Origin of the sequence: Saccharopolyspora antimicrobica, assembly GCF_003635025.1 — a bacterium.
GTDB classification, from domain to species: domain Bacteria; phylum Actinomycetota; class Actinomycetes; order Mycobacteriales; family Pseudonocardiaceae; genus Saccharopolyspora; species Saccharopolyspora antimicrobica.
Window position 1 is genome coordinate 1,941,001 of the sequence record NZ_RBXX01000002.1, and the last position, 23,361, is coordinate 1,964,361.

Consider the following 23,361-nt stretch of genomic DNA (forward strand, 5'->3'; position numbering starts at 1 on the left):
CCCGTTCCGGACCACCACGCGGTCGGTCAGCGGACCAGGTCCCGCATCAGCTCCAGCAGTCGCTCGGCGGAGTTGGCCCAGGTGAACTCCGCCGCCTGGCCGCGAGCAGAGGCAACCAGGTCCGCACGAACCCGGGCGTCCTCCACCCGGCGCACCGCAGCGGCGAAGTCCTTCGACGACCCCGGGTCGAAGAACTCCGCGTGGCCGCCGGTGACCTCGTGGAAGATCTCCAGGTCGCTGCAGACCACCGGCGTCCCCGCGTTCATCGCCTCGATGACCGGCAGTCCGAAACCCTCGTCCCGAGAAGCGGTGACCAGCGCGCTGGCCCGACCGAGCAGCCGCTGGTAGTCGCTCTCCCCGATGCCCCGCCAGAACACCACGTCCGCATCCGGCGGCAGCTGCGCCCGCAGCTCCGCTTCCCGCTGCGGCGCGATCCGGCTGACCAGGTGCAGCCGGTACCCGGGAAGGAGTGCCATGCCCGCGATCAGGGTTTCCACGTTCTTGTACGGCATGAACGAACCCATGTACACGAGTTCCCGCGGACCGCCCGCGGCTTCCCCGGCCGGTGCAACGTCCTGCGCGCCGTTCTCCCGCACGTCGATGTCATCGGGCAGCGGCGACGGTGCATTGTGGACGACCGTGACCGGACGCCGGGTCAGCCGGTGCTCGGCGATGAGCCGCCGCGTCGTCTCGCTGACCGTGACCACCGCGTCGGCCCGGTTCAACATCACGCGCTGCGGCCAGAACGCCTTGTGGTAGAGCCGCCACGCCGCGCGGACGGGCAGCGGCAGGAATCCCGGCGGCTCCGGGTGCCGGTAGTAGATCAGGTCGTGCAGCGTGAGAACCAGCCGGTACTTGCGGCGGAAACCCCCGATCACCTGCAGCGGACTGAACACCACGTCGGCGCCGAGCCGGTTCAGCGTGCGCGAGAGCCACAGCTCGCGCGGTGAGAACGGGCTGTTGACCTTCAGGTGCGGAACACCTTCCGGCAGCAACCGCAGCTGCCGCTCGTCGTGGATCAACATCGTCACCGGATGGAGGTGGTGCAATGCTTCGATCAGGCTCGCCCCGTAGCGGCTGATCCCGTCGTGCTGGTCGGTGCGCGTCCAGCGCGCGTCGACGACGACGGTCATCGTCCCGGTCCGCTCCGCGCGCAGCCCGGCAACATCCGCCGCGTGCTCACCATCAACGCTGGTCATGGCGCTCCCAAGAACCGCTGGATCGCCTCGGCCGCCGGACCCGGTGTTTCGTAGTGCACCAGGTGCCCGACGTTCGGGATCACCACCAGCTCGGCATCGGACATCCGGGCGGCGAGCGCTCGTTGGCCCGCCAGCGGTGCGATCTCGTCGGTTTCCCCGGCGATCAGCAGGGTGGGCAACTGGATGTCGTCGGCGTGGTCGGCGACGGTGTGCGTCGTCGAGGCGTCGAAGGTCTCGCTGACCAGGGCAGGGCTGTGGAAGCGGCTGAAGTAGCGCAGGTGGTTGGAGTCGATGAACTCGCGCAGCTGCTTGTCCTTGGTCCGCGTCATCGCCCGGCTCGCCGCCAGCACCACCCAGCGATTGCTCAGCAGCGAGTGCCCGGCCCGGAGCGGCAACCGCTTGCCCAGCGTGTAGTAGGCGGAGGTCAACCCGGACAACAGCACGCGCGGCCCGCGCAGCGCCGGGGTGGCGATGGGGTTGATCAGCACCAGCCTGCGGACGAGCTCGGGTGCCGAAGCGGTCACCCGCGCCGCGATGATCGAGCCGAACGAGTGCCCGAGCAGCACGACCGGTCGTTGCCGGCCGCCGAGCTGCTCGATCAGCTCGGTGATCACGCGCGCGTAGCCGGCGACGTCATGGCGCTGCCCGGTCATCGGCCCGGAGTCCCCGAATCCGGGCAGGTCAGGAATGACCACCCGGTGGTCGGGCAGCCCGGCGGCGACGAGTTCCAAGCCGTGGTGGGTGCCGCGCAGCCCGTGCACCATCAGCACCGTGTCCGCCTCGGCCGCTTCGGGCGGCTCGTCGGTTCCGGTGCCGGCGGCGGTCGTTCCGGGCCGTGGCTCGGCGAGGTCCTCGCGGTAGGTCCAGTAGTGCAGGTCGGCACCGCTGATCCGCGCCACCCGCTCGACGGGCTGGAGTTCCGGGATGGTCATGGTGGCTCAGCTCGCCAGCTCGGTGCGGATCTCGTCGAGCTCGACGGCGCCCTCCGGGTCGACCACGTGGTGGTAGATCGACTCGAACCGGCCGAGGATCTCGTCGATGTCATGCCGGGAGACCAGCCGCTCGCTGGCCGCGCCCATCCGGTCGATCGTGGCGCGGTCGACGAGCACGTCGTCGATGGCGCGTGCCAGCGCGTGCACGTCGCGCGGCGGGAACAGCCAGCCGTTCTGGCCCGGCTGCACGAGGTGCGGCAGCGCCATGGCGTTGGCCAGCACGACCGGCGTGCCCGCCGACATCGCCTCCATGGTGGCCAGGCTCTGCAGCTCGGCGATGCTGGGCATGCAGAACAGGTCGGCGCGGGCGTAGGCCTCCAGCAGCTCGTCGTCGTCGAGGTAGCCGTGGAACTGCACCCGGTCGGCGATCCCGAGGTCGGCGGCGAGCTGCTCGAAGGCGGCGCGGCGGCTGCCGTTGCCGACGATCTCCAGCCTGGTCGGGGCCTTGGTGCGCAGCAGCGACATCGCGCGGAGCAGGTCGTCGATGTGCTTCTCCTCGTCGAGGCGTCCGACGAAGAGCACGGTCCGGGTCTCCGGGTCCGGGTTCTGGGCGCGGAAGCGCTTGGCCGGCCGCCGGTACCGCTGGACGTCGATGCCGCAGGAGACCGGCAGCGCGATGTCGGCGAACCCGTTGTCCTGCAGCAGCTGGACGGCGCGGGGCGTGGGAGCGGTGACCAGCTGGGCCTTGCTGTAGTGCTTGACCAGGTTGTGCCACAGCAGGCGGCCGGCGGCGTCCTGCAGCACCTGCGGGACCTTGATGTAGCCGAAGATGTTCTCCGGCATGAAGTGGTTGGTGGCCACCAGCGGGAGGCCGCGCTGCCGGGCAGAGTTGATCAGCCCGCGGCAGATGAAGAAGTGCGACTGCACGTGCACGACGTCGGGCTGGATCTCCGCCAGCAGCCGGTCGGCGCGGCGGGCCTGCCAGGGCATGATGCCGCGGATCTCCGGGTGGAACGGAGAGCCGTAGGAGGGCACCCGGTGCACCGTCACGCCGTCGGCGACCTCGATGTGCTCGGACCGGTCGGACGAGTGGCAGATGACGTGCACGTCGTGGCCGCGGGCGGACAGCCCGGTCGCCAACCGGTGACCGAAGTTCGCCGCCCCGTTCACGTGGGGCGGGTAGGTGGTCGCACCGACCACGATCCGCATCGGTCGGCTCAGCGGTTGCGAAGTCAAGAGGAACTCCCGTCAGGACGATCTGTCGAACTCGGTCCGGCAAGATCACTGCTGCCGGTCACCGGAGCGGGCACGCGCCGCTCCTGGGTGTCGGGGTGGTAGCGCGCGAGCGCGAACACCCCGATGCAGGCCACCACCGCGCAGACGATCTGACCGGTGGCGGTCCAGGCGCTGACCAGGTCGGCCTCGCCGAGCAGCCCGATGCCCAGACCGACCGCGACGAGCGGGTCGATCACGGTCAGGCAGGCCACCACGAGGTCCGGCGGGCCGCTGGCGTAGCCGTGCTGCAGCAGCCAGCCACCCACGACCATCGCCACGGCGATGCCGAGCAGTGGAAGGGGATTGATGTCCAGCAGGTCGGTCGTGCCGAGCTGCTGCGCGACGGCGCGCATCAGCAGCGACACGTACCCGTAGGCGATCGCGCACCCGGCCGCGAAGAAGATGCAGCGCACCTTCGACCGGGTCAGCATCGCCAGCACACCCACCGCCAGCACGGCGGTAGCGACCAGCTGGGTGGCCATCAGCTGCGCATCGCCGGCCACCGGGGTGGCCGTCGCGCTGCCGGCGGCGAGGAAGACGAACATGGCGACGCCGCCGGTGGCCGCGATGACCGCGAACAGGACGTTGCGGTTCAGGTCGCGAACCCGGATGCCCTGCTGGCGGGTATTCAGCAGCACGGTCGTCGGCAGCGCGAGCACGCCGATCGGCTGGACCACGCTGAGCGGGGCGAGGCCGAGCGCGCAGGCGTGCAGAACGGCGCCGCCGCCGAGCGCGGCCAGGCCGATCAGCCAGCGCGGGTTGCGGACGAGCTTCGACTGGACCCGCAGGCCCAGCCCGTTGCCGTCCATCGTGTCGTGGACCGCGGCGTGCTGCATGCGCGCCCCGATCGCGTTCCCGAGCGCCCCCAGGGCAGCGAGCAGCACCGCGAGCGCAGTCATCGCGGACCACGCCCAGTCGCCGGGTTCAGGGGCTGGTGCTGCACGACCGGGTCAGTCCTTTTCAGCAGGCTGCGGGAACGTTCGACTACCGAACACCCTAGTCGGCGACCCATGTCACGTCCCGCTGTCGAGGCTTCGCGGCATCCGCCGCCCCGGTCTGCTGTCCGCGTCGGATCCGGCGGTTCCCGCCTTCGCTGTCCGTCCACACCGCTCAATCTCGCGCTTCGCGGGTCCGGTTCACATCCGGGGTCGGACCCCCAATTTCCCTGAGACGTTCCAGGCTCGCACTTCGCGGCGTGGCGCGCGCGACTGGGCGAAAGCACCTGGCAAACACCTCTTCGATCCGCGTTGACCAGGTGAAACGCAAATCCCGCAGATGCACCTGAGCACCTCGGGGGATCTCCGTGGACACCCTGGGTCGCTGACAGGCCGGTGCGGTGCGCAACGTGAATGCAGCGCTCCGTGAAACACCGGACGAATAAGCGTGAACCGAGCCGGTGAACGAAAGCCGACGACGCGACGAATCGAGCGGAAAGAACCGCACAGGTTCCGGAATCGCTTCGCCCGCGCACGGTCGAGCTGCGCCGGGCGCGCCCTCCGCGTGCGCTTCTGCGCTGGCCGCCGGATACACGCAGTCGACTCTAGAACAACGATGCTGAGGACATTGTCAGCAACACAACCAGGTTCGGCCGGGCGGTCGCGCGGATTGCCGAACCGGCCGATCCGGCCAATCACAACAACGCCTTGAAACGCGGTGCGAACTGGGAATTCATCGAATTCGAAGATCAACTATTCGGGCCGCTCACGGTGACCGAGGCTACACATCGCCAACATCACGCCGCCGATCGCGAACTCGCGCACCGAAACAATTCAGTCACGACCAGTCATCGGCTTCGGTGCCCGCTCCTGAATAGCCGCTCATCCGGGTGAGACGATGCATGCGTGGCCGCCGATTCTGATGCCGTTGCCAGACGAACCGCGGAACCGGATCGTCCCGGCGACGCTGCGGATCGCAGCACCGCCGGCGCGAAGACCGCCGTGGTGCTCGCCCTCGTCGGCGGAGCGCTGCTCGCTGCCCTGATCACCACCGCCTACACCGCCGTGGGCACCATCCCCGGCCTCCCCGACCCGCCGGCGCTGGTGCGCTTCGGGCTGCCCGCCGCGCGGGTCGTGCTCGACCTCGCCGCGCTCGCCACCGTCGGCATGAGCCTGCTGCCGAAGCTGATCGGTTTCGACCGCCCGAAGCAGACCGAACCGATCATGGCACTGGCCCGGCGGGCCACCGTGATCACCGCGCTGCTCTGGATGCTCGCCGCCCTGGTCTCCCTGGTCCTGCAGGCCGCGGAGCTGAGCCCGGAGCGCAGCGCGACCCTCGAGCTGCTCGTCGACTACGTCGCGAACGTCCCGGCCGGTCCGGGCCTGCTCGCCAGCGCCGGTGCCGGTCTGGCGTGCGCGGTGCTGGGCCTGCTGGCCATCCGGTTCGGCGAGTCGGTGCCCGCCGAGCTGCGCACCATCGTCGCCCTGCTGGGCCTGCTTCCGATCCCGCTGACCGGCCACGCCACGGACTGGCGCTACCACGACTTCAGCATGATCTCGATGGAGCTGCACGTGATCGGCGCGGCGATGTGGACCGGCGGCCTGGCCGCGGTCGCGCTGTTCGTCGCACCGCGGCGCGGGCTGCTGGTCGAGGCGCTGCCGCGGTTCTCCAAGCTCGCCACCACAGCCTTCATCGTGGTCGGCGCCTCGGGCCTGTTCAACGGCCTGATGACGCTGGCCATCACGCCGAACGTCGGCCTGCTCGGCCTGTTCACCACCGGCTACGGCCAGATCATCGTGGCCAAGGTGATCTGCCTGGTGGCGCTCGGCGCGGTGGCGTCGCAGATGCGCTTCCGCCTGCTGCCCCGCATCGCCCGCCACCAGCGCACCGCGCTCCTCGGCTGGGCTGCTGCCGAGGTCGCGGTGATGGGCGTGGCCTACGGGCTGGGTGTGGTGCTCTCCCGCGCCCCGGTCGTCATCTGAGCCCGCGAGGTCAGCCGTCGCCCGATCTCGGTGTCGAGCAGGAACTGGACGAACCACCACAGCCCGGCGAGCAGCACGACCACGTACGCCGCCGACCAGTAGTCCGAGGGCGGCGCGGCCAGGTAGGTCTCCTGCACCGACAGGGCCGCGTAGGACACCGCGGTCACGGCCACCGCGCCGACCAGCGGCCGGATGCGCGCCGCCAGCTGGAACGACAGGTCGATCGCCACGGCCCCGGCGAGCAGGAAGAACGGCACGGTGGAGATCGGGAAGTCGGCCGCGGCCAGCAGTCCCCAGGCGACGCAGCGGAACGCCAGGTAGCCGGCGGTGATGGTGGTCGCGGTCCACTTGCGCCCGACCAGCCGCCGGGCGAGCAGCAACGTGCCGAGCCCGGTGAGCACCGCCCACGACGGGTACACCCAGTCCGGCACAGGCAGCGTGAAGTACTCGACGGCGATCCGGTCCAGCGGCCGTCCCAGGTCGTCGGCGGCGAACTGCAGCAGGATGTCCTCGGCGTAGGGCGTGCCGCGGTCCCACGCGGCCAGTCCCAGCACGCCGTACTCCTGGTGCTGGTTCAGGAACAGGAAGTTGTCCAGCACCGTGAACCACAGGAAGCAGGCGATCGGGTACTGGTACCGGTCGCCGCGGCCGTGCTGCGCCCAGCCCCGGATCAGCCCGATGCTCATCAGCCCGGTGCCGAGGTAGAGCAGCGCGTGCGACGGGCTCCACGCGGTGATGTCCAGGCCGTTGACCCGGTGGTTGATCACGTCCAGCGGCGCGGCCACCAGGAAGATGCCCAGCCCCCACTGCATCCAGCGCAGCGTGGCGCGGTCGGCACCGATCCCGGTGTAGGTGTGGAAGACCACCAGCCCCAGCACGATCACGGTGCCGACCGTGTTGATCAGGTGCGGCGGCGCCAGATCGTCGCGCAGCCACTTGAAGTGCCAGCAGATGTCCCAGGTCGCGCCCGCGATCTTGAGGGCCATCGCGACGACCCACCAGCGGTAGAGCGCGATCACGAGCTGCTGCGGGGCCTCCCGTCCCGGCTCACCACGCGTCCAGTGGCCGCGGATCAGCTCCGCCGTTCCCGTCATCGCGTTTCACCTCCGCCTCGCGCGACGTTCACGCGCAGACGCTAGTGCGGATCAGGCCGGGGAGATCGGTCATCGCAGCACCCGGCAGTAACGGTTTGGAAAACCCGCGCCCCCTCCGCCAGGTCTCGCGCCAAGACCGGGGTAGCGCTCAAGCGCTCAGGTTCCGCTGAGCGATCACCTCAGCCAGCCTTTCCATCCTGGTGCTTCCGCACCCGCGGAGCCCAAAACTGCACGTCGAGGAGCTGTCGCATGCGCCGCAAGCGCATAACCCACCCTCGCAGCTCGCACCGCCGCAGGTTCTCAGAGGCTGCCTGGCGAGGACAGCCCGTTTGCCGTGTATTGGGCCATACATAAAAACGGGATCCCGCAGCCAGGCAGTCTCTGAGGTTCCGCTACCCGCACCGCTACGCAGAACGCGCCTGGAAAACCGTCTCTCAGCGCGGGATCTTCAGCACCTGGCCGACGTAGATCAGGTCCGGGTTGGTGATGCCGTTGACCCGCGCGATCTCCCGCCAGTCCACGCCCAGCTTCGCGCCGATCTCCGACAGCGTGTCGCCGGGCTGCACCACGTAGGTCTCCTCCGGCGGGGCCGGCGGCGGAGGCGGCGGCGCGCCGGCTCCGGTGAGCACCTCCAGCGGCACCATCGAGACGTTCAGATCGGTGTTGCCGCCGATGCCCGGCACCTGCCCGTCGGAGGCGTGCTGGTGCATCACCACGCGGTCGGTCAGGTAGCCCGGTTCGCCCGGCGGGCGGCCGTAGTGGGCGACCCACAGGAACACGCCGGGATCCACCCAGGTGTCGGTGGCGAGCTTGTCCTTGAACCACGACGCCGAGGCGTACACGACGACCTCGTGGCGACCGGTGTGCCCGCGGATGGCGTCGATGAAGCCCTTCACCCAGCCGCCCAGGTTCGGCCCGTCCGTCTCGATGTCCAGGCACGGGGCCAGGTTTCCGGGTCCGCTGGAGTTGAGCCGGGCCAGCTGCGCGGCGAAATCGGCCGCGTCCTGCTGCGGGGAATTCGTGTCCGGCCGGGCGAAGTGGTAGAGCCCGGTGACCATCCCGGCCCCGCGAGCGCCGGCCAGCTGGGCGTCGAGCGTCGGGCTCACGTACCCGATGCCCTCGGTCGCCTTGATGTAGCTGAAGACGTATCCGGCTCCGCGAACCGCTCCCCAGTTCGGCTCCCCCTGATATCGCGCCACGTCAATGCCGGGAATGCGTTCGGCCATGATCAAACCCCCTGAGCTCGGCCTGCTAGCGGTGCCCAAAGATATCTAATTCGCACAAACCCGCAGTCCCGCCGTTCAGGTCAAGAAAGCCACCCGATCGGACCACCCCAAAAAGAGGGCCGGCCAATTCCCATCTCGGGAATTACGCGTATCGGGTAACCGCACCATCCGAAATGCACCCGATCAGCCGATCGACGGCCTCCACCGGTTCAGCCCGGCGGCGTAGCCACCGCCACGGAACGCACTGCCCGTGAAGCGGGGACAATGCGGGGCGCAGGCAACCCTCCCGCCTTCCGCACGTCTACCCAACAGCAGAGCAGTTACCGACAGACCCCGCCGCGCAGGGCGGGGACGGGAGGTGGTCGTCATGACCGCGCATCGACTGCGGACCATCGGAGTGCGGACGCTGCAGGCGTCCGGGGCGTTGCTGGTCGCCGGGCTGATGGCCGGCTGCGGCCAAGCGACCCCGGCGGGCCAGGCGATCTCGGCGCCGTTACCGCAGAGCCAGCCCGAACCGCCGTCGGCGGTCGCGGACCTGAACCCGCCCGCCGAGCAGCCCGCGACGCCCACCACCGAGAACTCCGCGGCCCCGCCGCCGGAGGCGCCGAAGCCGAAGACCGACGAGGTGACCCGGTGCCACACCTCGATGCTCACCGGCTCGCTGCAGAACCCGGACGCCGGGGCCGGGCAGCGCTACGCCGAGCTGACGCTGACCAACAGCAGCGGCGAGACGTGCACGCTGTACGGCTACGGCGGGATGCAGCTGGTCGACTCGTCCGGCCGGCCGCTGCCGACCGACGCGAAGCGCACCCCGAACCCCGGCCCGTCGATGATCACGCTGAGCCCCGGCGAGTCAGCCAGCGCCACGCTGCACTGGACGGCCGTCCCGCACGAAGGCGAGCCGACCGACGGGCCGTGCGCGCCCACCGCGGCCAGCCTGCAGGTCATCCCGCCCGACGAGACCGACCCGCTCCCGGTCACCTGGAACGGCGGCCCGGTCTGCGGCTTCGGCAAGATCGACGGCACCGCTTACCACCAGTGATCCCGGCGGCTGGGCGTGCGGCAGCGCGCGCCCAGCGCAACGCGCCTGACGGCCCTGACCTGGTGTTGTGATCCGGAGGCGCGCTGGAACGCGGCGCGGCGCTTGGCTCGATCGGATGAGTTGTGCTGTGGTGGCACCATGATCGAGCCAACGGATCGAGAGATCACCGGACGTCACGGCAACCTGGTGGTGCGCGAGTGGGCCGCGACCAACCCGGGCTGGATCGCGCTGATCGCGCACGGCTACGGCGAGCACTCCGGCCGCTACCAGTGGGTCGCCGAGCAGCTGGTGTCCGCGCGGGCGCAGGTCTACGCGCCCGACCACCTCGGGCACGGGCGTTCGGAGGGCGAGCGGGTCCGCTTCACCGACGCCGAGACGATCGTGGCCGATCTCGAGACGCTGCGGCAGCAGATCGCCGCCGAGCACCCCGGCCTCCCGATCGTCCTCATCGGACACTCGATGGGCGGGATGCTCGCCGCCCGCTACGCCCAGCAGCACCAGGAGCACTTGGCCGCGGTGGTGCTCTCCGCGCCTGTGCTCGGCACCTGGCACGTGCTGGACCTGCTGGAACACGACGAGATCCCGGACACCCCGATCGATCCCGAGACGCTGTCCCGCGATCCGGAGGTCGGCGCGGCCTACCTGGCGGACCCGCTGGTCTGGCACGGCCCGTTCAAGCGCCCGACGCTGCGCGCGATCGACAACTGCCTGCTGGCGATCAACGACGGGCCCGCGCTGGAGAAGCCGACGCTGTGGGTGCACGGCGAGGACGACGAGCTGGTGCCGGAGGCCGATACCAGGACCGGCATCGACCGCATCCGCGGCGACGAGTTCCACGAGCACATCTACCCCGGCGGCCGCCACGAGCTGTTCAACGAGACGAACAAGGACGAGGTCATGAGCGACGTCCTGACCTTCATCGGCCGCGAGCTGAACTCCTAGGAGATCGATTCGTTTCGCGTGTCGGAACCTCGGCGCCCGCCTGAACAGCGGGCGCTTTTCACTATTAACACTCAGGGGCCATATTCTCGATCATTACTCGTTCGGGTGAGGCGTGTCGCTTGCGCAGTTGCAGGTAGACCGTGCTGCAGGCAGCTTGATGGGTGCTGACTGGCGTCGGCAGGCGGGCGGATCTCCCGCCCGGTCGGGGTGGATCGAGTGAGGCAGCCATGAACGTCGAGCGCGCTCAGGACCTGATCGGCACACCGGTGTTCGACCGCAACGGCACGCGCGTCGGCCGGGTCGGCAACGTCTACGTGGATGACGCGACGCAGCAACCGGAGTGGGTCACCGTCCGGATCGGGTTGCTCGGGGTCAGGGAGACCTTCGTCCCGCTCACCGGCGCGAGGACCGAGGAGAACCGGCTCGACCTCGACGTGGACAAGGAGCGGGTGAAGAACGCGCCGCGCGTCGAAGCCGAGCACGGCCACCTCTCCCCCGAGGAGGGGCGCGACCTCTACCACTACTACGGCGTGGACCAGGGCAGCGCCGGCGAACCGCTGCCGGAGTAGCCGACCACCGGAATCCCGTTGATCCGCAGCACGTTTCGCCGGCCAGGCGGGATGGCGCGACGGGTGCCGGTATGACGCCGGACACAGGCGTCCCGAACCGATCTGCGCTCGCCCTACCGATCACCCGTGCGGGATGATTCCCCCGCGATGAAGAACAACAACGAGCTCGAGCTGCTGATCACCGTGGTCGTCGGGGCCGACGACGAGCGTTCCGCGCGCGCCGCCTGCCGCGACCTGGTGCAGACGGTCGGCGGCCGGGTCGTGGCCTCCGGCGACTGCTCCGACGAGGAGCCGGGCTGCTGGTCGGTCACGATCAGCAGGGACAGCGCGGAGACCGGGCAGCACGTGGCCGGGCTCTCCCGCGCGGTGCGCAACTTCCTGCGCGAGCTGGGCCCCGACTACGCGCGGCACCGGGTGGCCTGCGAGCCGCCGACGGCGTGGACCGTGGTCGACCACCCCGAGCTGGTCGATGCGCTCGTCCGCGGCGGGGAGCGGCTGCTGGTCGAGGCCTGGGCGGGCGGTTCGCTGCTGTTCGGGCGCACCGAGGCCGTCGATCCCGACGAGCCGCCCGCGCCGACTCCGCCGGTGGTGGCCGAGCTCGACGAGCAAGGCCGGGCCCGGCCCCGGCTGGCGCTGGTGGTGGACGTCGTCACCGACCGCCGCGCGGGCGCGGAGTGGCCCGCGCGCGCCGTCGCCAGCCGCCTGTCGCGCACCACCGAGATCGTCGGGTACTCCGTCGAACCGCCGGTGGTGCGGGTTTCGCTGGATCTCGGCCCAGCGGCGGGCGAACCGGAGGAGATCGTCCTCGGCGCGACCTCGGCCCTCGGCGGCAGCGGCTGGTCCCGGGTGTCGACCGACGGAGCAGGTGCGACCGCGCGGTGGTCGGCAGCGCCGATGCCCCCGTCCGGCGTCGCCGCGATCGAGGTCACCGCACGATCCACAGTGGACACGAGCCGCGACTGACCCGGCGTCTTCGGCGCGCTGCTCTCCGGGTGCTCCGGGCGCAGCAGTTCCCGCTCGCCGCGCATTGCGATCAGCGTTCGCACCGAGGTTCACCGGACCGTCGGAATCGTTTCCGGCACATGTCGGAATCGTCGGCGTGTCGGCTCCGGACACGCCGACGACCGTGGACAACGAGTGCGATTTCAATGGAAATTGGAGGTCTGATTTCCATTGAAATCGCGTGAAACGCGGAAGACTCTCGGCTTTTATCGCTCTGCCGAGTGGTCGACCGCGCAGGTGATCACTCTCCGCAATCGGGCGGTGATCAACTGCATGACCCTGCCTGCGCCGTCCGCCGAGCAGGCAGCTAACTTGTGGACCGTTACAGCACCGCCCCACCTCGGAGGACCGGACCCACATGGCAGGCGTGGAAGAAGTTCGCGCAGGCATTTCGCTGGCCAACCAGAAGATGCAGGAGGGTGTCGGCGCCCTGCAACAGGCGAACGACCTGCTGGAAGAGGCCCAATCCGCGCTCGTGAACGCCACCCAGGGCAGCGCGCAGGAGGACATGCAGCACGCGCACGGCATGCTCGCCGAGGTGGTGCAGACGCTGATCGGCGCGCAGAACTCGATTCAGGCCACCATGTCCTCCGCCGAGGCCTACGCGGGCCGGCTGTAGCACCGTGTCCGCGCTCGAAGAGCTCGCGCAGGCGCTGGACATCGTCGAACAGCACCTCACGGATGCCGGTGCGCTGCTGGGCACCACTCGGAAGTCGTTGGGCGAGGCGGAACGAGCGCTGGTCAAGCTCGATCCGGAGCACCCGGAGACCGTGGTGCCGCCGAACCTGCACCGCGCGGACGACCAGGTCGAGCGGGCCCAGGAGATGATCGAGCACATCCTGGGCGCACTGCACGATTTCACCGCCAGGCTGTAGGTCACCGGCCCGGCGATCGGCGCGCGCTCAGCCATCTGCCGGGTGGTACTTTGATCACGGTCAGTAACTCTGCTTCCGAGGTGGGGTGTGGGTAAACGCAACGATCGGCGGGACCGCGTCACAGACGCGTTCCAGCGCCTGCGCTCCAGCATCGCCACCGCGCTCGGGGCCGCCGAGAACGAGTACGCCAGGGTCCTCGCCGAATGCGCGCAGCAGGAGTTCGCGCTGCGCATCGCGCAGACCGGCATCGCGGCGGCGGAGCGCGACCCGCAGGAGATCGGCGATCCCGGCGACGTCGCGTTCCAGGCCGCCATGCGGGAAGCGCTGGCCGATCGCGCCGAGGTCTACGCGGAGTGGACCGCCGACGGGCCCGGCCGGCTGGCGCAGCTGGTGGCCGAGGCGGCGCCCGGCTCGGCCGGGCTGCCCTGGCAGGAGTGGCTCGGCCAGGTCGGCACGCGGGAGTCCTCCGCTCCGCCGCCCGAGCTGTGGCGCATCGGCACCGCGATCGTGCCGGATTCGCCGGACCCGCAGCCCTTCCCCGCCGCCGTCCCGCTGCTCGACGAGGCACACCTGCGGATCACCTCCGACGGCAACCCGGAATCCGCCGAAGCGCTGGTGCAGGACCTGCTGCTGCGGCTGCTCAGCCACTTCCAGCCGGGCGCGGTGCGCCTCCACGTCTGGGACGTCTCGCAGCTGACCGGCACGCTGCCCGGCCTGTACCCGCTGACCCGCGCCGGGCTGCTCACCGCGCACGACCCGACGCGGCTGGACGAGATGCTGGACGCGCTGTCGGACCACATCCGGCGGATCCACACCAGCGCGCTGCTCGGCGGGCACACCTCGCTGCGGGCCTTGGCCGATGAGAAGGGCCACCGCTCCGAGCCCTGGCGCATCGGCGTGCTGTTCGGCAACGGCGAGCCGCTGCGCGAGGAACAGCAGCAGCAGTTGCAGCGGATCGCCCGAAGCGGGCCCGCCTGCGGCATCCAGCTGATCGTCGTGGACATGTCCCTGTCGGTGAGCAGCGCGATCGAATCGGTCCGCCTGATCGGCGAGGACCGCGCGCGCACCAGCACCACCGGCCCGGAAGCCGTGGTGACGCTGGACGAATCGCCCTCGCGCAACGAGGTCACCAAGGCCTGCACGACGATCGGCGAGGCGTTCCTGGCCCGCCGCGCGCGGGTCCGCACCTTCGAGGACCTGGTGCCCGAGCAGTACTGGGCGCACAGCTCGAAGACCGGGCTGCAGGCGCCGGTCGGGTTCAACGAGGGCGAGCCGGTGTGGATCACGCTCGGCGACAGCAGCCCGCACACCCTGATCGGCGGGCCGAGCGGTTCGGGCAAGACCAACTTCCTGTTCGGCATGCTCGGCGGGCTCGCCGCCCGGTACTCGCCCGACGAGCTGGAGCTGTACCTGCTGGACTTCAAGGAGGGCGTGTCCTTCGCCCAGTTCACCCCGGGCAAGCGGGATCCGAGCTGGCTGCCGCACGCGCAGCTGGTCGGGGTGAACGTCAACACCGACCGCGAGTTCGGCCTGGCGCTGCTGCGGTTCCTGGCCGACGAGATGCGGCGGCGCGCGGCGGCGGCCAAGGAGCACGAGGTCACCAAGCTCGAAGAGCTGCGCACCGAGGACCCCGGCGGCCGGTGGCCGCGGATCGTCGCGGTGATCGACGAGTTCCAGTACCTGTTCGCCGACCGCGACAACGTCACCGCGCAGGCCACCGCGCTGCTGGAGGACGTGGCGCGGCGCGGCCGCTCGCAGGGCATCCACCTCGTGCTGGCCAGCCAGGACGTGTCCGGCATCGAGGCGTTCTGGGGCAAGCCGGCGATCTTCGAGCAGTTCATCCTGCGGATCGCGCTGCCCAAGGCGCGCCGGGTGCTGGGCGAGCAGAACCCGGCCGCGATGGAGCTGCCGCGCTGGCACGCGGTGGTCAACCACGAGTCCGGCGTCAAGCACGGCAACGAGATCGCCCGCGTCCCGGACGCCACCGCGCGCAACACCTTCGACGCGCTGCAGCTGGAGCTGTGGAAGCAGCTGGACGGATCCGCCGCGCCACCGCGCCTGTTCGACGGCTCTAACCTGCCCGTGCTGTCCACTTTGGACGACTACCGGCGGCTCTCCGCGCCGGTGTCCACGCCGAAGGCGCTGCTCGGGCAGATCATCGACGTGGACGGAACCGCCGCCGCGGTGCGCCTGACCCGGTCGCCGGGCCGCAACATCGCGGTGATCGGCTCGGTCCGGGTGGACGCGGTGAGCGTGCTGGGCGCGGCGACGCTCTCCCTGGCGCGCCAGCACGTTCCGGGCGGGATCAAGTTCACCGTGGCCAGCCTGCTCGACGACGTCGACGACGACGCGCAGCACGTCTTCGAGCAGCTGCGCGCGAGCGGTCACGAGGTGAACCTGGTCGGCCTGGACGACATCGAGTCGACGCTGACCGAGGTGGCGGGCTCGATCGACGGCCGGTCCGGCGCGGACGTGCCGCACTGCGTGGTGCTCTACGCCGCCGACGCGGCGCAGACGACCCTGGAGCGCAAGGACCCGACCACCCGCGTCAGCGGCGTCGACCAGCTGCGGAAGATCCTCAAGCAGGGCCCGGAATCGCGGGTGCACGTGATCGGCTGGTGGCGCAGCGTGCAGCGGGTGAAGAACACCCTCGGCATGGGGCCGGTGGACGACATCGGCGCGTGGGTCGCCTTCGACGTGCACGGCCAGGAGCTGGCCACCTTCGCGGCCGGGCAGATCGTCAGCTGGTCGCCGCGCGCGCGGCGCGGCCTGTTCTTCGACCGCGCCGTGCACTCCCGGCCCGAGGTGATCCTGCCGTTCGACCTCGGCGAACCGGAGGTGCCGCGGCAGCGGGCCACCGAGGAGACCGAGGTGTTGGAGGAAGCTGGTGACTGAGCGGGTTCCGGCGTCGATCCGGTACAAGGAGCTGACCGCGCTGGCGACCACCGCCGCGCAGCAGCTGCGCAAGCGCGAGCGAGCGCGGGTGGCCGAGCTCAGCGACGAGGTCGCCGCAGGCCAGCAGCGCAAGGACGCGGCCGCCGAGGAACGCGACAAGGTCATCAAGGACGTGGAGTCGCGGTGGGAGGCCGCGATCCGGGCGCTGTGGCACGAGAAGTGGATGAAGGGCTCGGTCTTCCCGGAGCCCGACCGCTCGGCACCGCGCGCGAAGCCGGAGAAGTCCGTCCGCGCCGTCCAGGCCGCGTACCTGGAGTTCAACGACGCCCTGGAACGACTCCGCTTCGGCTCCGGCTTCCTCCGCCGCAAGAAGTCCTCGTGATCAGCCGGTGGGCGCGCCGAACCACCTGCGCAGCCGGTCCTCCAGGCCCGACTGGTCCTTGCCGGCCCACGCGACGTAGCCGTCCGGGCGCAGCAGCACCGCGGGAACGTCCAGTTCCTCGCTGACGTCCACGACGTGGTCGACGCGATCCGCCCAGCCGCCCGCCGAGAGCTGCCCGGTCTGGTCGAGCAGGAGCCCGCGGCCGCCGTGCATCAGCTCGTACAGGCGCCCGCGCTTCAGGCCCACGTCGCGCAGTCGGCGACCTAGGAGTTCGTGGCCCTCGCCGAAGTCGTAGCGAACGCCGATCGCGGTGACCTTCTCGATCAAGTAGCGGTTGACCTCCTCGAAGTCCATCAGCTCAGATAGCAGGCTGCGCACCGCCTGCGGGCCCGGTTCCAGGGACATCAGCGCCATCTGCGCGCGGGTGTTGGTCAGCACGTCGGCGGCCACCGGGTGCCGTTCGGCCTGGTAGCTGTCCAGCAGCCCGGCGGGTGCCCAGCCGTTGAGCTCGGCGGCCAGCTTCCAGCCCAGGTTGGCCGCGTCCTGCACGCCGAGGTTGAGCCCCTGCCCGCCGGTCGGCGGGTGGATGTGCGCGGCATCGCCCGCCAGGAACGCGCGACCGGCCCGGTAGCGCTCGGCCTGGCGCGTCGCGTCGCCGAAGCGGGAGAGCCAGCGCGGCGAGTGCACCCCGAAGTCGGTGCCCGCGAACGCCACCAGCTGCGCCTTGAGCTCGTCGAGGGTGGGTGGCACCGCGCGGTCCTCGGCCAGGCCCGCGGCGGGTGCGATCACGCGGTACGCGCCGTCCGCGAGCGGCACCACGCCGAACCGCTTCTGGGTCTCGCGGACCTCCGCGACCTTGGCCATCAGCTCATCGCGCGGCATGGCCAGCTCGACCTCGCCCAGCAGCGTCTCCACCCTGCTGGGCTCGCCGGGGAAGCCGATGCCGAGCATCTTGCGCACCGCGCTGCGGCCGCCGTCGCAGCCGACGAGGTAGCGCGAGCGCAGCTGCGTGCCATCGGCCAGTTCGGCGGTGACGCCGTCCTCGTCCTGGCTCAGCCCGGTCACCTCGCAGCCGCGCCGGATCTCGGCGCCGAGCTCGACGGCGCGCTCGGCCAGCAGGCGATCGACGACCGGCTGCGGGATGCCGAGGACGTAGCCGTGCGCGGTGTCCATCCGCTCGGGCCACGGCTTGTCGATGCCCGCGAAGAAGCCGCCCGTCTCGTGCCGCGTGCCCAGCGCGAGGAAGCGCTCCAGCAGCCCGCGCTGGTCCATCAGCTCGATGCTGCGCACGTGCAGGCCGCCCGCGCGGACGACCTCGGTCGGCTCCGCGTCCCGCTCCAGCACGACCACGCGCGCGCCGTGCAGCCGCAGTTCGGCGGCCAGCATCAAACCGGTCGGCCCGGCACCGACCACGATCACGTCCATCATCACAACGCCCGTCCGACGAGGGTGGGTCCGGCCAGCGGGCACCGGTCGGCGAATGCGCTCGCCGACTCCGATTTCCGCTGGTCGAAGGCTTCGGGCGAGGATTCTGCGGCACGACCCGGGTCTTGCCGCAAGCCCCCGTGTGCGCTATACCTTGGAACAGGCGGGGAAACGCGGTTCCCCGCCTTCGCCCTTTCCGGTCAGCTGTCCATGAGGGATTCGGCAATGGCCCTGGCCCGGTGGGCCGGTTCCGCGGTCCGCTCGCGGAGGGCCGTGACGTTGGCGCCGTCGACCAGCAGCATGAACTGCTCCGCGAGTTCGCGGTGGCGGGCCTGCCCGGCCGCCGCCAGCAGTTCGTCCAGGTAGTCGATGACCTTTTCCTTGTGCTCGGCCGCGACCCGGTGCGCCGCACTGTCCACATCGGCCATCTCGACCATCGTGTTGATCGAGGCGCAACCGCGGAAGTCCTCGGCCTCGAACCGGTCGGCGAGCGCGTCGAAGACCGCCAGCGGCCCGCCGCCGCGCGCTTCGACCGCCTCCGCCAGCCAGCTCCGGAAGCGTTCGTCGTAGCCGCGCAGCATGGTCACCACCAGGTCGTCCTTGCTGGTGAAGTGCCGGTAGAACGAGGCTCGGCCGACGCCGGAGACGGCGACCAGCCGCTCCACGCCGACCGCTCTGATGCCCTCGGTGTAGAAGAGCTGCTCCGCGGCCTCGACGAGGCGTTCCCGGGCTCGTGTGGCCATGCCGCCACGGTATCCCACCTTGCGCGAAAACGGAAACGATCGGTACCGTCCTCGAACATGGAAACGATCGGTACCGTTTTGGGGAGTCGCGTTGACCACGACCGCTGAACCCGCCACCCGCATCCCGCTCCGGGTGGCGGTGCTGGCGCTGGGCACCTTCGCGGTGGGCACCGATGCCTTCGCCGTCGCCGGAGTGCTGCCCGAGATCGCGGCCGACCTGGACGTCGGGATCGCCCAGGCCGGTCAGCTGGTGACCGTCTTCGCCATCGCCTACGCCGTGCTCTCACCGGTCCTCGCGACGCTCACCGGCACCTGGCCGCGGCGCGCGGTGCTGCTCACGGCGCTCGCCGTCTTCGCGCTCGGCAACGTCGCGACCGCGCTGGCTCCGAGCTACGCCACCGTGCTGGCGACGCGGGTGCTCGCCGCTGCCGGCGCGTCGATGTTCACCCCGATCGCCGGGGCGGCCGCCGCCTCGCTCGCCCCGGAAACCCAGCGGGCGCGGGCGATTTCGCTGGTCGTCCTGGGTCTGACCGTCTCGACGGCGCTCGGCGTCCCGCTGGGCACGCTGCTCGGTTCGGTCACGAGCTGGCGCGGCACGATGTGGCTCGTGGCCGCGCTCGGCGCCACCGCCGCGATCGGGGTGGCCGCACTGCTCCCGACCATCCCGGCACCACCCGCGGCAAGCCTGCGCGAACGCCTCGCACCGCTGCGCGACGGGAAGATCACGATGGTCCTGCTGACCACGGTCGCGTTCTTCATCGGCATCTACACCGTGAACACCTACATCAGCGTGATCGTCGAACCCGCCACCGGGAACAACAGCGCACTGCTCGCGATGCTGCTGTTCCTGTCCGGTGCCGCGGGCACTGCGGGCAACCTGATCAGCGGCGGTTGGACCGACAGGTTCGGCGCGCGCCGGGTGATCGCGGTCGCGATGGCGATCGCCTTCATCAACTGCCTGCTGCTGCCCATCACCGCGGAGACGCTGGTCAGCGCCGTACCGGCCGTGCTGGTCTTCGGCCTGACCGCGTGGAGCGTGACGGTGCCGCAGCAGCACCGGCTGATCGAAGCCGCACCCTCGGCGACCTCGCTGGTCATCTCCCTCAACGCCTCCGGCGGCTACCTGGGCTCCTCGCTGGCCGGGCTGATCGGCGCCGCCGCGCTGGAGTTCTCCCCCGTCTCGCTGCCGCTGGTGGCGGCGGTGTTCATCGTCATCGGCCTGGCCGCGTCGGAACTGGCGCAGCGGATCGGAGCGCGCTCATGACGTCCGCAGTGGAAACCGCCCCGCACCGGTGGGCGGTGCCGGTGCTCGGATTCGGCACCTTCGCCGTGGGCACGTGCGAATTCGTGCTGGCCGGGCTGCTCCCGCAGCTCAGCAGCACCCTGCGCGTGTCGATCGGCACCGCCGGGCAGGTGGTCACCGCGTTCGCGCTCACCTGCGCCCTGCTCGCACCGGTGCTCGCCACGGCGACCGCGAGCTGGCAGCGGCGCCGGGTGCTCCTGCTCGCGACCGGCGTGTACCTCGTCGGCAACATCGCCACCGCGCTCGCCCCGTCGTTCCCGCTGGTGATCGCCGCGCAGATCGTCGCCGCCGCGGGCGCGGGCCTGTTCGTGCCGACCGCCGCCGTCACCGCATCCGCGCTGGTACCGGCGGACCGGCGCGGGCGCGCTATCGCCGTCGTGACAACGGGTTTCACCGCTGCCACCGCGATGGGCGCACCGCTGGGCACCGCGCTGGGGGCGTTCTTCGGCTGGCGGGTCACGATGTGGTTCGTCGCCGGGCTGGCGGTGCTGGGCCTGCTCGGGCTGGTGCGGCTGGTGCCCGCCGACGTCGCGACCCCGGCCGCGGAAGGCCTGCGCGAGCGGCTGGCCCCGCTGTCCGACCGGCGAGTGCTGGTGGTGCTGGCGACCACGCTCATCGCGTTCACCGCCGTCTACCTGCCCTACACCTACATCGGCGCGGTGTTCGGCCCGGCGACCGGCGGCAGCGGCGTCCGGCTGGCGGTGCTGATGTTCCTGCTGGGCGTCATCGGCACCGTCGGCAACTACGTCGCCGGGATGCTGGCCGACCGGTTCGGCAGCAGCCGGGTGGTGGCGTTCGCGCTGGTCTGGCTGGTCGTCGCGCTGCTCGTGCTGCCGCTGACCACGGGCGGCTTCGGCTGGGCGACGGCGGAGATCGCGTTCTACGGCATCGCCGCCTTCGCGATCACCACTCCGCAGCAGCACCGCCTGATCACCCTGTCACCGGGGTCGGCGCCGGTCCTGGTGTCGCTCAACGCCGCGATCCTCTACCTGGCGATCGCGCTGTCCGGCATCATCGGCGCGGCGGGCATCGCCTGGGCGGGCCCGCAGCTCCTCGGGCCGATCGCGGCCGCTTTCGCGGCCATCGCGCTCGTCCTCTCCACCAGGAGTCGCTGAAGTCACGGGAAATTCACTTCCGGCGATGCGGGCGGCGCGGGACGATCGGGGCATGCGAGAGCTCCGTTCCGCCGCCGAAGTCGGCGAGGTCACCGATGACCTGCTGGTCCGCTGGGCCGCGCAGGCGCTGGTCGCGGACTACCCGCACGCCGGCGGGGCCGCTTGGCAGCACCGCAGCGCGGTCGTGGTGCACGCGCCGGCGCTCAACCAGAACAACCGGGTGGTGTTCAGCGGATCGGCCGAGGACTGCGCCGAGCTGCTCGCGGAGGTGCTGCCGGGGCTGCGCGGCGAGAAGCTGCGCCCGCTCGCCCGGACCGCGCTGGCGCACCGGGTCTCCGGTCGGCTCGGCCTGGAGGTGCTGGCGACGTTCGGCTGGATGCAGCTGGCCACCGCCCCGCCGACCGCACCGGCGCCGAACGTCGAGTGGCTCACCCGCGATGACGAGCAGGCGGTGGAAAGCCTGCTGCGCAAGGCGAATCCGCGCTCGTACCTGTTCCCCGGCGACCCCGGGGCCCGCCGCTGGGCGGGCATCCGCGGGGCCGACGGGACGGTGCTGTCGGTGGGCGGCGACTGCTGGCCGGCGCCCGGCGTGCGCTACCTCTCCGGCGTCGCCACCCACCCCGACCACCGCGGCGCCGGGCTCTCCACGGCGGTCTGCACGTTCCTGACCAGGGAGCTCGCCCGCGAGGGCGCCGTGGCGCTGATGGCCGACGCGGACAACGAGCCCGCGCTCAAGGTGTACCGCAGGCTCGGTTTCCGCTACCACTCGATCAGCGCGCTGGCCGGATGAGCTTGCCCGGGTTGAGGATCCCGGTCGGGTCCACGGCCTGCTTCGCCGCGGCCAGCACCGACTCGCCGATGCCACCGATCTCCTCGGCCAGCCACGGCAGGTGGTCGGCGCCGACGGCGTGGTGGTGGCTGATGGTGCCCCGCCCGGCGATGGCGTCCGACGCCGCCCGCTTGGCCTGCTGCCACTGACCGAGCGGGTCCTGCGCACTGCGCGGCGCGAGCACCGTGAAGTACAGCGACGCGCCGGTTTCGTAGGCGTGCGAGATGTGGCACATCACGATCGGCTTCTTGCCGCCGGAGCGCAGGCTGCGCACGAGGGCGTTGCGCACCGCCGAGCGCAGCTCGCTGATCCCGGTCCAGTGCGTCGCGGTCTCCAGCGTCTCCACGCACACACCGCGGTCGAGCAGGGCATCGCGCTGGCGCGGGCCGGAGAACCGGTGCGAGCGCCAGGTCTCGCCGACGGCGCGGCCGAGCCGCACCGCTCGCGTGCTCCGCAGCACTCCCAGGGTCGCCTCGCGGCGCCGGGCGAGCTCCGCCCGCGAGCCCGCGTCCCAGCCCAGCACCAGCATGCAGGGCTGCCGGATCCCCTTGCTGCGCAGCAGGAACTGCAGGGCCTTGACCTTCATCGCCCCGGCCAGCTCGAACTGCACCTCGGTTTCGTCCACATCGGACAGCCGGGTCACGTCGGCGAGCACCCGGTTCTGCGCGAGCGCCCGCACCGCGTCGACCCCGCCCTGCCAGCCGTCGACCACGAAGGCCTCGTAGCGGCTGTGCACCGGCACCGGCCGGACCCGCACCGCCACCTCGGTGATCACGCCGAGCGCACCCTCGCTGCCGACCGCCAGCTGGCGCAGGTCGGGCCCCGCCGCCGACGCCGGGGCGACGCCGAGCCGCCACTCCCCGGCCGGGGTGGCCAGCCGGACTCCGGTGACCATGTCCTCGAAGCGGCCGTAGCCGGAGGACGCCTGCCCGGCGGACCGGGTGGCGGCGAAGCCGCCGATGGTGGCCCGCTCGAAGGACTGCGGGAAGTGCCCGAGGGTGAAGCCCTGCGCGGCCAGCAGCGATTCGGCCTCCACGGCGCGCATCCCGGCCTGCAGCACGGCGATCCGCGAGCTCGGGTCGAGCGAGACCAGCCGGTCCAGCCGGGCGAGGTCCAGCGACACCACAGCCGCCTTGGACCCGCGCAGCGCGTCGACGCCGCCGACGACCGACGTGCCGCCGCCGAACGGCACCACCGCGATGTCGTGCCGGACGCAGACCTCCAGCGCGGCCTGTACGAGCTCGGGATCGCCCGGGAGCAGCACGGCGTCGGGCACCGCGAGCTCCTCGGCGCTGCGGCGGCGCATCAAGTCCGTGTAGGACATGCCGCCCGCTCGGCCCAGCCGCGCGGTGGCATCGGTCAGCACGTGCTGCTCGCCGAGCAGCGCTGCGAGTTCCTCGCGAGCCGCCTCCGGCAGGGCGCTGTCCGGGACCTCCAGCAGCGACGCGGGAACGGCCGGCGTGGTGGTCTCGGCGAGTCCGATGCGCTGCCGCAGCCAGCGCAGAGCTCGGGGGGACAACGGCGCGGCGGAACCCCCCGAAGGGGTCCAGGTGCCGCGCAGGGTGTGTTCGATCAGCCCGCTCACCAGTACAGTG

The 23,361-nt window shown here is 71.2% G+C and carries 21 protein-coding genes; 12 read left to right on the forward strand and 9 right to left on the reverse strand.

Annotation, left to right across the window (positions count from 1 at the left end; all coding sequences use genetic code 11):
* Positions 1-26 precede the first annotated feature (26 nt).
* From ATL45_RS09600 to ATL45_RS09615, 4 genes are read right to left on the reverse strand one after another with little or no spacing between them, the layout of a single operon-like run.
* Entirely contained in the window at positions 27-1,199 is a 1,173-nt protein-coding gene (locus tag ATL45_RS09600; protein WP_246025251.1) for a glycosyltransferase family 4 protein, read from the reverse strand.
* The gene (locus ATL45_RS09605; protein ID WP_093155927.1) at positions 1,196-2,131 is read right to left on the reverse strand and encodes an alpha/beta fold hydrolase; all 936 of its coding nucleotides are present in this window, start codon (positions 2,129-2,131) and stop codon (positions 1,196-1,198) included. The genes ATL45_RS09600 and ATL45_RS09605 overlap by 4 nt, the downstream gene beginning before the upstream one ends.
* Before the next feature lie 6 nt (positions 2,132-2,137).
* Positions 2,138-3,367 (reverse strand): glycosyltransferase, encoded by a 1,230-nt coding sequence (locus ATL45_RS09610; RefSeq protein ID WP_093155929.1) that lies wholly within the window; start codon positions 3,365-3,367, stop codon positions 2,138-2,140.
* Positions 3,364-4,305 carry a DMT family protein gene (locus ATL45_RS09615; protein ID WP_093155930.1) on the reverse strand — a complete coding sequence of 314 codons (942 nt, stop codon included), beginning with the start codon at positions 4,303-4,305 and terminating at the stop codon, positions 3,364-3,366. Before ATL45_RS09615 ends, ATL45_RS09610 begins: the two co-directional genes overlap by 4 nt.
* 942 nt (positions 4,306-5,247) lie before the next feature.
* On the opposite strand from ATL45_RS09615, the gene ATL45_RS09620 reads away from it, so the two are divergent.
* A complete protein-coding gene (locus tag ATL45_RS09620; RefSeq protein WP_093155931.1) occupies positions 5,248-6,324 on the forward strand; it encodes a CopD family protein in 1,077 nt (358 codons plus the stop codon).
* Here the strand turns inward: ATL45_RS09620 and ATL45_RS09625 are convergent.
* Both ATL45_RS09625 and ATL45_RS09630 read right to left on the reverse strand, forming a co-directional pair.
* Entirely contained in the window at positions 6,279-7,418 is a 1,140-nt protein-coding gene (locus ATL45_RS09625; RefSeq protein ID WP_246025252.1) for a hypothetical protein, read from the reverse strand. The genes ATL45_RS09620 and ATL45_RS09625 overlap by 46 nt on opposite strands.
* A gap of 434 nt (positions 7,419-7,852) precedes the next feature.
* Positions 7,853-8,644 (reverse strand): GH25 family lysozyme, encoded by a 792-nt coding sequence (locus ATL45_RS09630; RefSeq protein WP_093156034.1) that lies wholly within the window; start codon positions 8,642-8,644, stop codon positions 7,853-7,855.
* A gap of 367 nt (positions 8,645-9,011) precedes the next feature.
* Here ATL45_RS09630 and ATL45_RS09635 point away from each other — a divergent pair, with 367 nt between their 5' ends.
* The 8 genes from ATL45_RS09635 to ATL45_RS09670 all read left to right on the forward strand — a co-directional run bounded on the left by ATL45_RS09635 (position 9,012) and on the right by ATL45_RS09670 (position 16,351).
* Entirely contained in the window at positions 9,012-9,686 is a 675-nt protein-coding gene (locus ATL45_RS09635; RefSeq protein ID WP_093155933.1) for a DUF4232 domain-containing protein, read from the forward strand.
* Positions 9,687-9,824: 138 nt separating this feature from the next.
* On the forward strand, positions 9,825-10,628 hold the full coding sequence (locus tag ATL45_RS09640; protein WP_093155934.1) for an alpha/beta hydrolase: 804 nt from the start codon (positions 9,825-9,827) through the stop codon (positions 10,626-10,628).
* Positions 10,629-10,855: 227 nt separating this feature from the next.
* Positions 10,856-11,197, forward strand: a complete 342-nt coding sequence (locus ATL45_RS09645; RefSeq protein ID WP_093155936.1) for a PRC-barrel domain-containing protein — start codon at positions 10,856-10,858, stop codon at positions 11,195-11,197.
* A gap of 126 nt (positions 11,198-11,323) precedes the next feature.
* Complete coding sequence (locus tag ATL45_RS09650; protein WP_246025253.1) at positions 11,324-12,160, forward strand: hypothetical protein; 837 nt, start codon at positions 11,324-11,326, stop codon at positions 12,158-12,160.
* A 397-nt stretch (positions 12,161-12,557) separates the two neighbouring features.
* On the forward strand, positions 12,558-12,818 hold the full coding sequence (locus ATL45_RS09655) for a hypothetical protein (protein ID WP_093155939.1): 261 nt from the start codon (positions 12,558-12,560) through the stop codon (positions 12,816-12,818).
* A gap of 4 nt (positions 12,819-12,822) precedes the next feature.
* Entirely contained in the window at positions 12,823-13,074 is a 252-nt protein-coding gene (locus tag ATL45_RS09660) for a hypothetical protein (protein ID WP_093155940.1), read from the forward strand.
* Between the two features lie 87 nt (positions 13,075-13,161).
* Positions 13,162-15,969: an FtsK/SpoIIIE domain-containing protein gene (locus ATL45_RS09665; protein ID WP_093155942.1), complete on the forward strand. Its 2,808-nt coding sequence runs from the start codon at positions 13,162-13,164 to the stop codon at positions 15,967-15,969.
* The gene (locus ATL45_RS09670) at positions 15,962-16,351 is read left to right on the forward strand and encodes a hypothetical protein (RefSeq protein ID WP_093155943.1); all 390 of its coding nucleotides are present in this window, start codon (positions 15,962-15,964) and stop codon (positions 16,349-16,351) included. The genes ATL45_RS09665 and ATL45_RS09670 overlap by 8 nt, the downstream gene beginning before the upstream one ends.
* Here ATL45_RS09670 and rox read toward each other — a convergent pair whose 3' ends face one another.
* Together rox and ATL45_RS09680 are read right to left on the reverse strand one after the other, a co-directional pair.
* Positions 16,352-17,779 (reverse strand): rifampin monooxygenase, encoded by a 1,428-nt coding sequence (rox, locus tag ATL45_RS09675; RefSeq protein ID WP_093156035.1) that lies wholly within the window; start codon positions 17,777-17,779, stop codon positions 16,352-16,354.
* Between the two features lie 197 nt (positions 17,780-17,976).
* Positions 17,977-18,519, reverse strand: coding sequence for a TetR/AcrR family transcriptional regulator (locus ATL45_RS09680; protein WP_093155945.1), 543 nt, complete (start codon positions 18,517-18,519; stop codon positions 17,977-17,979).
* A gap of 91 nt (positions 18,520-18,610) precedes the next feature.
* Here ATL45_RS09680 and ATL45_RS09685 point away from each other — a divergent pair, with 91 nt between their 5' ends.
* The 3 genes from ATL45_RS09685 to ATL45_RS09695 are packed head-to-tail and all read left to right on the forward strand — an operon-like array spanning position 18,611 to position 21,727.
* Positions 18,611-19,783: an MFS transporter gene (locus ATL45_RS09685; RefSeq protein ID WP_211841207.1), complete on the forward strand. Its 1,173-nt coding sequence runs from the start codon at positions 18,611-18,613 to the stop codon at positions 19,781-19,783.
* Entirely contained in the window at positions 19,780-20,937 is a 1,158-nt protein-coding gene (locus ATL45_RS09690; RefSeq protein ID WP_093155946.1) for an MFS transporter, read from the forward strand. Before ATL45_RS09685 ends, ATL45_RS09690 begins: the two co-directional genes overlap by 4 nt.
* 52 nt (positions 20,938-20,989) lie before the next feature.
* Positions 20,990-21,727, forward strand: coding sequence for a GNAT family N-acetyltransferase (locus ATL45_RS09695; RefSeq protein ID WP_143121702.1), 738 nt, complete (start codon positions 20,990-20,992; stop codon positions 21,725-21,727).
* Here ATL45_RS09695 and ATL45_RS09700 read toward each other — a convergent pair.
* Positions 21,708-23,351, reverse strand: coding sequence for an FAD-binding oxidoreductase (locus tag ATL45_RS09700; protein ID WP_093155949.1), 1,644 nt, complete (start codon positions 23,349-23,351; stop codon positions 21,708-21,710). The genes ATL45_RS09695 and ATL45_RS09700 overlap by 20 nt on opposite strands.
* Positions 23,352-23,361 lie beyond the last annotated feature (10 nt).